Below are 10642 nucleotides of genomic sequence, written 5' to 3'. Positions count from 1 at the left end.
TTGCCTGGCGGCTTTAGCGCGGTGGTCCCACCTGACCCCATGCCGAACTCAGAAGTGAAACGCCGTAGCGCCGATGGTAGTGTGGGGTCTCCCCATGCGAGAGTAGGGAACTGCCAGGCATCAAATTAAGTAGTAAACCGGGGCAATAAACCGGTGGTTACAGAAGTCTTCGGTGGAGCGGTAGTTCAGTCGGTTAGAATACCTGCCTGTCACGCAGGGGGTCGCGGGTTCGAGTCCCGTCCGTTCCGCCACTTATTGAAAGCCCTGAGCTAACGCTCAGGGCTTTTTTCTTATCTGTCGTTTAATTATTGCGTTTAACGCAAAAATCCTCTGCTTAATACCCTCTTTTTTCACATAGCCACAGCATAAATAATCCTCTTCATTAACAAACACGACAAAGAAAAGAGGCATTCAATGGCTATCCCTGCATTTGGTCTGGGCACTTTCCGCCTGAAAGACGACGTTGTAATCGCATCCGTTAAAAACGCGCTTGAATTGGGCTACCGTACGATTGATACAGCACAAATTTACGATAACGAAGCTGCCGTCGGGCAGGCAATCGCGGAGAGTGGCGTCCCGCGTGATGCACTATTTATTACCACCAAGATCTGGATTGAGAACCTGAGCAAGGATAAATTAATTCCCAGCCTGGTTGAGAGCCTGAAAAAACTCGGTACCGATTATGTTGATCTCACCTTGATCCACTGGCCGTCGCCAAATGATGCAGTTGCAGTAGAGGAGTCTATGGCAGCATTGATGGAAGCGAAAAAGCAGGGGTTAACGCGTGAAATCGGAATATCAAACTTCACTATCCCATTGATGGAAAGAGCTATTGTGTCAGTGGGCGCAGAAAATATCGCGACCAATCAGATCGAACTTTCACCTTATTTGCAAAACCGCCAGGCGGTGGAATGGGCGCAGCAGCGCGGCATCCATATCACGTCTTATATGACGCTGGCTTACGGCAAAGCACTGAAAGACGAAACCATTCTACGTATTGCGGCCAAACACAGCGCAACCGCGGCACAAGTTATTCTGGCCTGGGCGATGGGAGAGGGGTATGCGGTGATCCCTTCTTCAACCAAACCGGAAAATCTGGCAAGTAACCTGCTGGCACAGGATCTGCAGTTGGATCAGGACGATAAAAAAGCGATCGCCGCACTCGACTGCGACGATCGGCTGGTGAGCCCGGAAGGTCTGGCACCGAAGTGGGATTGATTTAACCCCCCCCTCTGCGTCCTTAACCCTCTCACAGCTCCTTCGGGAGCTGTTTGACATGTTCGCTCAGAAAGTCAATAAATGCCCGGATCCGGGTACTCACCGCTCTGTCACTGTAATAAACCGCGCTAAACGGCATCTCGACCGGCAGCCGTTTATCCGCCATCAGTTCTACCAGCTCGCCCTGCGCAATTTCCTTGTTAATCATATAGTCCGACAGGCAGGCGATGCCGTTCCCGGCCAGACACAGTTGCTTTAGCGTCTCACCGCTATTCGAAGATAAACCGCTGGTCACTTCATGAAGCTGCCCATCATGACAGGCAAGGGGCCAGGTGTTCAGTGACACTGGTTCAGTAAAGCCCAGGCACAGATGCCGTTTTAGCTCCTCAATTGTCTCTGGCTTCCCGAAACGGTCAATGTATGCCGGAGAGGCGATAATTTTCCGATAGCTGGCGAACAGTGGGCGTGCCCGCAGGCTTGAATCAGTGAGCGTACCGGCGCGGATAGCCACATCTACTTTGCGCTCAATAAGGTTAATAAACGTCTCTGACGACACCAGTGAAAGCGTCATTTCCGGATAACGTTCCCGGAAAGGTTTAATCAGCGGCATCAGGAAATGCAACACGACAGGCGTGGCGGCATCAATACGCAACAATCCCCGTGGCGTATTGCGTGTTTCCATAATTTCTGTTTCTGCAGCAGCCATTTCCTGCAGGATAGACTGCACCCGACGAAAATAACGTTCACCTTCTTCGGTAAGGCTCAGCTGACGGGTGGTCCGGTTAAGCAGGCTAACACCCAACTTCATCTCCAGTTTTTTTACCGACCGGCTCACCGCTGAATTGGCTTGCCCCAGCTGCTCTGCGGCTCGACTAAAGCTGCCGCTTTCAACGACGGCGACAAAGATCGCCAGTTCTTCAGAGGTTGCTTTCATTGTTGCTTAATCCGCAAAATTGTATTGATACTTTGAGCATTTTTGTTATTTAAACACTGGCGCATACTCCGTGTCATCTTAATCCTGTTGATACGGAGTTTTATATGCCTCTGGCGCTACTTGCCCTGACGATCAGTGCCTTTGCAATTGGCACGACCGAATTTGTTATTGTCGGTCTGGTGCCGACCATCGCTGATCAGCTTGCCATCTCGCTGCCTTCTGCGGGTCTGCTGGTTTCTATTTACGCCCTCGGAGTCGCTATCGGCGCACCGGTACTCACCGCCCTGACCGGTCGCCTACCGCGTAAGCAGTTGTTGATGGGGCTGATGGTTCTCTTCACTGCAGGAAACATTCTCGCGTGGCAGGCACCTGATTATTCGACGCTGATCGTTGCCCGTCTGCTGACGGGGCTGGCTCATGGGGTTTTCTTCTCCATCGGTTCGACAATCGCAACAAGCCTGGTGCCAAAGGAAAAAGCGGCCTCCGCTATTGCCATAATGTTTGGTGGGTTAACCGTCGCGCTGGTTACCGGTGTTCCACTGGGTACCTTTATCGGCCAACACTTTGGCTGGCGTGAAACCTTCCTCGCGGTGTCACTGCTTGGGGTAATCGCATTAGTCAGCAGCCTGATACTGATCCCTTCGAATATCCCCGGTCGTGCGGCAGCGACTCTGCGTGACCAGCTGAAAGTGCTGACGCACCCACGTTTGCTGATGATCTATGCCATCACTGCGCTGGGTTACGGCGGCGTGTTCACCGCTTTTACTTTTCTGGCACCGATGATGCAGGAGCTGGCCGGGTTCTCACCGAGCGCAGTAAGCTGGATCCTGCTGGGATACGGCGTGTCGGTAGCGATAGGTAACGTCTGGGGTGGAAAGCTTGCCGATAAACATGGGGCAGTGCCGGCACTGAAGATTATTTTTGCCGCGCTGGTTGTTCTGCTACTGATCTTCCAGTTCACCGCATCCATGCAGTATGCCGCGCTGGCCACAGTACTGGTAATGGGGATGTTTGCCTTTGGTAACGTGCCGGGCTTACAGGTGTATGTCGTACAAAAAGCGGAACTGTATACGCCAAACGCCGTGGATGTCGCCTCCGGACTGAACATCGCCGCGTTTAACGTCGGCATCGCGTTAGGGTCTATTATTGGTGGTCAGACGGTTGAACACGTTGGTCTGGCGCAAACGCCGTGGATTGGCGCCGTTATCGTTCTCGCAGCATTTCTGTTGATTGGTCTGAGCGGACGCTTGGACAAACTCGCTCGCATCGCGCTCGGATGAGTTCCTGGTAAGCACTTGCTTACATAACCAAAAAGCGGTTTATCTGTAATTGCGTTGAAAGTATGAGCTTAAAACCCTATAACAATAGAACCCGTTCCATTTCCTGGACGGGTTCTGGTTATAGAGGTCGTTTCAAACAGTGCGAAAAAATACCTATGCTATGCGTTATGTTGCCGGGCAACCTGCGGAGAGAATTTTACCTCCGGGGTCGTTTGCGAGCATTGGGCAGGCATTACCCGCTGGAGCCCCGTTGAGTAGCGATGCAAAAATTCGGGTTCTGGTCTGGAATATTTTTAAGCAGCAGCGCGCTGAATGGTTGTCCGTCCTGCAGAATTTTGGCAAGGATGCGCATCTCGTGTTGTTGCAGGAGGCTCAAGCCACGCCGGAACTGGTAAGGTTTGCGACCACTAACTATCTTGCCGCAGATCAGGTTCCGGCATTTGTTCTGCCTCAGCATCCATCGGGGGTGATGACCCTCTCTGCCGCCCATCCGGTTTATTGTTGCCCACTGCGTGAACGTGAACCGATCCTGCGGCTGGCTAAATCAGCGCTTGTCACCGTCTACCCGTTGCCGGATACCCGGCTGCTGATGGTGGTGAATATTCACGCGGTCAATTTCAGCCTTGGCGTGGATGTTTACAGTAAGCAATTGCTCCCTATTGGCGATCAGATCGCCCATCACAGTGGTCCGGTGGTGATGGCCGGTGATTTCAATGCCTGGAGTCGTCCGCGGATGAACGCGCTGTACCGCTTTGCACGTGAGATGTCGCTGCGCGAAGTCCGTTTTACCGATGACCAGCGTCGTAAGGCGTTTGGCCGTCCTCTCGATTTTGTCTTCTATCGTGGTCTGAACGTTGCCGAAGCCTCAGTGCTGGTGACCCGTGCGTCCGATCACAATCCGCTACTCGTCGAATTCAGTCCCGGCAAACCTGAGAGATAAAGGTCGGTCAGGTCTGCCATGGGGCAGACCTGCGCAGGTGCTGCCCTTTATTTTTCTACAAACCGAAGGACAGCAAAATGACAACACAGTCCCATCATGACAACGTCGAAAAACAGTTTGGCTCTCAGGCCAAAGCCTATCTCACCAGCGCGGTGCATGCATCCGGGCGCGATCTGGTTCGTCTGGCAGAAAGGCTGGCCGATTTTCCCAACGCTTGCGTCCTTGATTTAGGCTGTGGTGCCGGTCATGCCAGTTTTGTGGCGGCACAGCAGGTCGCTCAGGTGACGGCATACGATTTATCCAGTCAGATGCTGGAGGTTGTGGCAGAAGCCGCAAAAGAGAAGGGACTGGCAAATTTGGCTACCCGGCAGGGTTATGCTGAATCCTTACCCTTTGACGATCAATCCTTCGATGTCGTTATTAGCCGTTACTCTGCACACCACTGGCATGATGTCGGGCAGGCGCTGCGTGAAGTTAAACGGGTGCTGAAACCGGGCGGGACGGTGATTATCATGGATATCATGTCACCGGGTCATCCGGTACGCGATGTGTGGTTACAAACGGTCGAAGCGCTGCGCGACACGTCTCATGTGCGTAATTATTCCAGTGGTGAGTGGTTATCGATGTTCACCGATGCTGGCTTGATTTCGCGCTCGCTGCAGACTGACAGGCTGACCCTGGAATTCTCATCATGGATCGCGCGTATGCGCACGCCGGAGGCCCTGAGCCAGGCCATTCGTCTGTATCAGGAGAGTGCCTCAGCCGAGGTAAAAGCGTATTTTGAACTGCAGGAAGAGGGTTCATTTACCAGTGATACGATCCTGGCTGAAGCGCAGAAAGCGGGATAAACAAAAAAGGCACCGGGGGAATCGGTGCCTTTTTATATCTGTCTCTGAAATCAGGAATCCGGTGTCGCGTTGTTTTTCACAAACAGCGTGATCCGATCGCCAGGCTGCAGGTTGTCAGTATCACTGTTCCAGCGCATCACATCTTTGATGTTCACGCCGTGACGCTTCGCAATACTGGATAGCGAATCACCTTTCCGCACACGATAGGTAATACTATCGTCGTTGCTGGCGAGACGCTGCGCGCTTTTACCCGCGCCAACCGTCAGGTCCTGACCCACTTTCAGCGAAGAACCGCGCAGATTATTCCACTGCTGCAAATCCTTCGTGCTCACACCCAGACGTGATGCGATGCCTGAAAGCGTATCGCCTGAACGTACCTGATAGCTACGGCTGTTAACCGGTGAATTATCGGCGATCAGCGTAGACTGAACCGCAGCAATTTCACCCGAAGCGAGCGATACGCGTAGTTGTTCCGCGTGTTTTTGTGGCACCAGGACGTACTTCGGCCCGTTGGCACCAAGCGTAGAGCCTTTCACACCTGCGTTAAAGGCCTTCAGTTTGGTGACCGAGATGCCCGCCATATCCGCAATCTGTTTCAGTTCAACAGGATTGTTGAGACGGACTCTCGCCAGCGCACGACTTTCATCTCCAGTCGGCAGCTTCACGCCGTACTGTTTGCTGTTTTTGAGAATATCACTCAATGCCAGCATTTTCGGTACGTACAGCTTAGTTTCCCGTGGCAGTGGAAGCGACCAAAAGTCGGTGGGCTTGCCCCGTGCTTTATTCGCTTTCATTGCCTTCAGTACACGACCTTCGCCGCTGTTATACGCAGCGACAGTCAACAGCCAGTCACCGTCGAACATCTTGTTCAGACGTTGCATCATGTCGAGAGCGGCAGTCGTCGAAGCGACCACATCACGACGCGCATCGTAGCTGCGGGTCTGTTTCAATCCATAATTTCGCCCAGTGCTCGGTATGATCTGCCAAAGCCCTGCGGCGTTGGCACCAGACGTTGCGTGCGGGTCAAAAGCGCTCTCCACTATGGGTAGTAGTACCAGTTCCATAGGCATGTTACGTTTCTTAACTTGCCCTGCTATCCAGTACATATACGGCTCTGCCCGTAAAGTTACATCGTGGAGATAGCTCTTATTTCTTAAATACTTCTGTTTCTGTTCGCGTATCCGGTTGTTCTCCGGAATTCCCATCTTTAGCTCGTCGCCAATAGAGGCCCACAAGTCTTGATCCTGTGCGAAAGACGTCCCATCGTCTGCCCATCGCGATTGACTTGTAAACTTCCCTGCTTCCCCTTGACCAGCTGCAGAAAGGCTCTGTGCGTGCTGTTGTACGTTGCCGGCGTTTTGCGACGCCTGGCAACCCACAAGCAGGACAGAGGCGAGTAATATCGCTTTTGCCTTCATGTGTGTGTCAATAGTTGCTTAAAAGACGAGCGATGATAACGACGAATTTTTGAAAAGGCAACCCGCAATTGTCAGAACACATCTTTCTTTGCCCTTAACCACGCGAAACGGGCCTCAGGTTGTTGCATATTTGTTTCTTCATTGATTTTATTAATTAAATCAATGTCATCGGTTCTTAAGAATAAATTTATTTTACGCTCATTTTTCAGAATTACAGGGAGTGTGCTTTGTTGTTTTGCACGTAACTCCTTCACTTTAAGGTAATAATCCTGAATTGCACGATCCTCTGGCAGAATGTGCATTGCAAACTTCATGTTTGCTAAAGTGTATTCATGTGCGCAACAAATCAACGTCTCGTCGGAAAGTGCGTTAATTTTCTGGAAGGACTGGTACATCTGGGTTGGCGTGCCTTCGAACAGACGGCCACAGCCGCCGGAGAACATCGTGTCGCCACAAAAAAGATAAGGAAAACTGAAGAACGAAATATGTCCGGATGTGTGACCCGGTGTGGCAATTACAGAAAATTCCAACATAAGAATGACGAACTTTTCGCCATCTTCAACTACGCGTGTAACCCCTTTATCTTTTGCCTCTGCCGGACCATAAACCACCAGATGCGGAAATTTTGCACAAAGTGCCGCTACGCCACCGACGTGATCGCGGTGGTGATGAGTAAGCAGTATCGCCTCCGGCTGCCACTGGTTGTGCTCAATTGCGTTTAATACCGGTTCGGCCTCGCCCGGATCGACAATAATGCAGCGACCGGAGTCATCGGTTAAAACCCAGATGTAATTGTCCTGAAAAGCAGGAATACTGATAAGATTCATACATTACCTCTCATAGCGTGGCGGGTGTTTGATGAAACCGGCAAGGATACCTCAGATTGTTATCGCACCGGAACACTGGGCGGAATTGCCCTGGGGCGAATATTATCGCGAAGCACTTGAGCAGCAGCTTAAGCCCTGGTTCGCGAAAATGTATGGTTTTCACCTGCTTAAGATTGGCAATCTGAGCGCGGAAATCAACTCGGAAAGCTGCGCAATTTCACATCAGGTCAATGTCTCGCTGGGAGGAGAGCCGGTGCAGGTGAAAGCCGATCCGCTGCATCTGCCCTTTGCTGAAAAATCCGTTGATGCCTGCCTGCTGGCGCATTCGTTGCCCTGGTGCGACGATCCGCATCGTCTATTACGCGAGGTCGATCGGGTTTTGATTGATGATGGATGGCTGGTGATCAGTGGGTTTAATCCGATGAGCCTGATGGGGATGCGAAAGCTGGTGCCAGTGCTGCGCCGCACGCCGCCTTACAACAGCCGCATGTTTACCCTGATGCGCCAGCTAGACTGGCTCTCGCTGCTCAACTTTGAGGTGATGCACCAGAGCGGTTTTCAGGTCGTGCCGTGGACGCGGCAGGGCGGGAAGATGCTCAGTACCCATTTGCCGGCGCTGGGCTGTATGCAGGTGATTGTCGCGCGCAAGCGAACCGTTCCCCTGACACTCAATCCAATGAAGCAAAGTAAATCCAGAACCCGGCTGCGTGCCGCCGTAGGCGCCACGCGACAATATCGTAAGCCCTGATCAGGCCTCCGGCTTATAGCCTACATCTTCATGCTGCGGATTCATGGCCGCCGCGCGCGCCAGCTCGTCGCAACGTTCGTTTTCCGGGTGGCCGGCATGGCCTTTCACCCACTCCCATTGGATCTTATGCTCACCGAGCGCCGCATCCAGGCGCTGCCAGAGATCGACATTCTTAACCGGTTTTTTGTCGGCGGTTTTCCAGCCGCGCTTTTTCCAGTTATGGATCCACTGGGTGATCCCCTGGCGCACATACTGGCTGTCCGTGCTTAGCACCACATCACAGTGCTCTTTCAGGGCCTCAAGCGCCACAATCGCCGCCATTAGTTCCATGCGGTTATTGGTGGTCAGGCGATAGCCTTCATTGAAGGTTTTTTCATGTTCGCGATACCGTATGATCGCACCGTAACCCCCGGGGCCCGGATTGCCGAGGCAAGAACCGTCGGTGTAAATTTCTACCTGTTTACGCATCCTGGCAGACATCCTGTGATGAAAACGGCAAGTCTGACATAAATGACCGGCTTCGGCACTGCAAAATAGAGGTGCGGCGAATTAGCCCTTGAAGGCCCGGCCAGGTTGTTTACAATATCGCCGTTGAAAAGAACAGGCCTACAGAATGAGCATTGCAGACACACTTAGCGCTGACAGGATCATCGTCCTCGATACCGAAACCACCGGTATGAATCAGATCGGTGCCCACTATGAAGGGCACAAGATTATCGAGATCGGTGCCGTCGAGGTCATCAACCGCCGTCTGACGGGGAATAACTTCCACGTTTACCTGAAGCCGGATCGGCTGGTGGACCCCGAAGCCTTTGGCGTTCACGGCATCGCAGATGAGTTCTTACTCGATAAGCCCACCTTTGCTGACGTCGCCGATGAGTTCATCGAGTACATCAAGGGCGCCGAGCTTGTCATCCATAATGCCTCGTTCGATATCGGCTTTATGGACTACGAGTTTAATAAACTCAACCGCGGGCTGCCGAAGACCGACACCTTCTGTAAGGTGACCGACAGCCTGGCGATGGCGAGGAAGATGTTCCCCGGCAAGCGTAACAGCCTGGATGCGTTATGCTCGCGCTACGAAATAGATAACAGCAAACGAACGCTGCACGGGGCACTGCTCGATTCCCAGATCCTGGCAGACGTCTACCTGCTGATGACCGGCGGTCAGACCGCGCTGTCTTTTAGTTCTGACAGTGATGCACAGCAGCGGTTAAACGAAGGCGGGATCCAACGCATTGTGCGTCAGTCAGATGCCTTACGGGTTATTTTAGCCAGCGATGAAGAGTTAGTGGCGCATGAATCCCGGCTGGATCTGGTGCAGAAGAAGGGCGGTAGCTGCCTCTGGCGCGGATAAATCCGCCGCAAATGCTGGTAAAATAAGCGTATGGGCGATTTTTGCAGCAAGTGATTCAAAAGCAGAGAAAAAGCATTGACGGGATCCGAGGCAAACCGTACTATCTGCCTCGTTCCCAACGGAACACAGTGGAGCGGTAGTTCAGTCGGTTAGAATACCTGCCTGTCACGCAGGGGGTCGCGGGTTCGAGTCCCGTCCGTTCCGCCACTATTCAAAAGGCCTGAGTCAGCAATGACTCAGGCCTTTGTCGTTTCAGCGCGTCGTTAAATCGGGCAGACGCATGCGCCGCCCGAGCGTAATTAACTGATGCTGAACGGATCCGCATCCTGCCAGGCAGGAAACTTCTCCCGGTACTCTCTCAACGCTGTTAGCGACAGCTCTGCATCAATGCGTGTGGCATGGTGCGGCTCGGCGGTGGCGATGATCTCGCCCTGCGGGTTAATCACCCGGCTGTCGCCGCGATAATGATGACCATTGCCATCGGTGCCTACCCGGTTGCAGCCTGCGACATACGCCTGGTTCTCAATGGCGCGCGCTGTCAGCAACGCCTGCCAGTGCAGCGAACGCGGCGCAGGCCAGTTAGCGACATACAGCGCCAGATCATAATCGTTGCAGTTACGTGACCACACCGGGAAGCGAAGGTCATAGCAGACCAGCGGCAGAATGCGCCAGCCGCGCCACTCAAACACCAGCCGTTCGTTGCCCGCTTCATAGTGCTGATGCTCGTCGGCCATCCGGAACAGGTGGCGTTTGTCGTAAAAATGCACCTTACCCTCTGGCTCAACCAGCAGGAAACGGTTCACCGGCCCGCGTTCGGTTTGTAATGCGGCGCTACCGGCGATTAACGCCTGGGTTTGCTGCGCCCGGGCCTGCATCCAGGCGACGACATCGTCCTGCGGCATCGACTTCTTTGCGGCTTCCATGGCGAACCCGGTAGTAAACATTTCTGGCAGGATAATGACATCGCGCCCGACAATTTCTTCCAGCTGACGATCAAAATGGCGCAGGTTGGCGGGGCCATCCATCCACACCAGCGGTTGTTGCAAAAGCGTAATCTTCAAACCAGGCACAG

General features: G+C 53.1%; 11 protein-coding genes, 2 tRNA genes and 1 rRNA gene. 9 read left to right on the top strand and 5 right to left on the bottom strand.

The genetic code is table 11. The annotated features are described in order from the left end of the window. Positions 1 to 3: 3 nt before the first annotated feature. From rrf to dkgB, 3 genes are all read left to right on the top strand, one after another. Positions 4 to 119, top strand: a 5S ribosomal RNA gene (gene rrf, locus M8013_RS03685). Positions 120 to 174: 55 nt separating this feature from the next. Then, a tRNA-Asp gene (locus M8013_RS03680) sits at positions 175 to 251 on the top strand. Positions 252 to 414: 163 nt separating this feature from the next. Further along, positions 415 to 1218, top strand: a complete 804-nt coding sequence (gene dkgB / locus M8013_RS03675; RefSeq protein WP_271266477.1) for a 2,5-didehydrogluconate reductase DkgB — start codon at positions 415 to 417, stop codon at positions 1216 to 1218. A gap of 31 nt (positions 1219 to 1249) precedes the next feature. On the opposite strand, the gene yafC is transcribed toward dkgB, so the two are convergent. Beyond that, a complete protein-coding gene (gene yafC, locus M8013_RS03670) occupies positions 1250 to 2152 on the bottom strand; it encodes a DNA-binding transcriptional regulator YafC (protein WP_271266476.1) in 903 nt (300 codons plus the stop codon). Positions 2153 to 2256: 104 nt separating this feature from the next. Between yafC and M8013_RS03665 the strand changes: the two genes are divergently transcribed. The 3 genes from M8013_RS03665 (at position 2257) to M8013_RS03655 (ending at position 5220) form a co-directional block, all read left to right on the top strand. After that, positions 2257 to 3432, top strand: a complete 1176-nt coding sequence (locus tag M8013_RS03665) for an MFS transporter (RefSeq protein ID WP_271266475.1) — start codon at positions 2257 to 2259, stop codon at positions 3430 to 3432. 139 nt (positions 3433 to 3571) lie between these two features. Next, positions 3572 to 4372, top strand: coding sequence for an endonuclease/exonuclease/phosphatase family protein (locus tag M8013_RS03660; RefSeq protein WP_271266474.1), 801 nt, complete (start codon positions 3572 to 3574; stop codon positions 4370 to 4372). A gap of 77 nt (positions 4373 to 4449) precedes the next feature. Beyond that, positions 4450 to 5220: a class I SAM-dependent methyltransferase gene (locus tag M8013_RS03655; RefSeq protein ID WP_271266473.1), complete on the top strand. Its 771-nt coding sequence runs from the start codon at positions 4450 to 4452 to the stop codon at positions 5218 to 5220. A gap of 50 nt (positions 5221 to 5270) precedes the next feature. Here M8013_RS03655 and mltD read toward each other — a convergent pair whose 3' ends face one another. Together mltD and gloB are read right to left on the bottom strand one after the other, a co-directional pair. Continuing rightward, the gene (gene mltD, locus M8013_RS03650) at positions 5271 to 6638 is read right to left on the bottom strand and encodes a murein transglycosylase D (RefSeq protein WP_271266472.1); all 1368 of its coding nucleotides are present in this window, start codon (positions 6636 to 6638) and stop codon (positions 5271 to 5273) included. A 71-nt stretch (positions 6639 to 6709) separates the two neighbouring features. After that, complete coding sequence (gene gloB, locus M8013_RS03645; protein ID WP_271266471.1) at positions 6710 to 7465, bottom strand: hydroxyacylglutathione hydrolase; 756 nt, start codon at positions 7463 to 7465, stop codon at positions 6710 to 6712. Positions 7466 to 7496: 31 nt separating this feature from the next. Here gloB and M8013_RS03640 point away from each other — a divergent pair, with 31 nt between their 5' ends. Further along, entirely contained in the window at positions 7497 to 8213 is a 717-nt protein-coding gene (locus tag M8013_RS03640; protein WP_271266470.1) for a class I SAM-dependent methyltransferase, read from the top strand. Here M8013_RS03640 and rnhA read toward each other — a convergent pair whose 3' ends face one another. Further along, positions 8214 to 8681 carry a ribonuclease HI gene (rnhA, locus tag M8013_RS03635; protein WP_271266469.1) on the bottom strand — a complete coding sequence of 156 codons (468 nt, stop codon included), beginning with the start codon at positions 8679 to 8681 and terminating at the stop codon, positions 8214 to 8216. Between the two features lie 145 nt (positions 8682 to 8826). On the opposite strand from rnhA, the gene dnaQ reads away from it, so the two are divergent. Further along, positions 8827 to 9570, top strand: a complete 744-nt coding sequence (gene dnaQ / locus M8013_RS03630; RefSeq protein ID WP_271266468.1) for a DNA polymerase III subunit epsilon — start codon at positions 8827 to 8829, stop codon at positions 9568 to 9570. A gap of 130 nt (positions 9571 to 9700) precedes the next feature. Then, positions 9701 to 9777: transfer RNA gene (locus tag M8013_RS03625), tRNA-Asp, on the top strand. Between the two features lie 92 nt (positions 9778 to 9869). Here M8013_RS03625 and M8013_RS03620 read toward each other — a convergent pair. Beyond that, positions 9870 to 10640: an amidohydrolase gene (locus M8013_RS03620; protein ID WP_271266467.1), complete on the bottom strand. Its 771-nt coding sequence runs from the start codon at positions 10638 to 10640 to the stop codon at positions 9870 to 9872. Between the last annotated feature and the right edge of the window lie 2 nt (positions 10641 to 10642).

Origin of the sequence: Silvania confinis (assembly GCF_025564085.1) — a bacterium.
In the GTDB taxonomy this organism is placed as follows: domain Bacteria; phylum Pseudomonadota; class Gammaproteobacteria; order Enterobacterales; family Enterobacteriaceae; genus Enterobacter; species Enterobacter confinis.
Note: the sequence above shows the minus strand (reverse complement) of the source record. Positions and strands in the feature narration are given on the sequence as shown.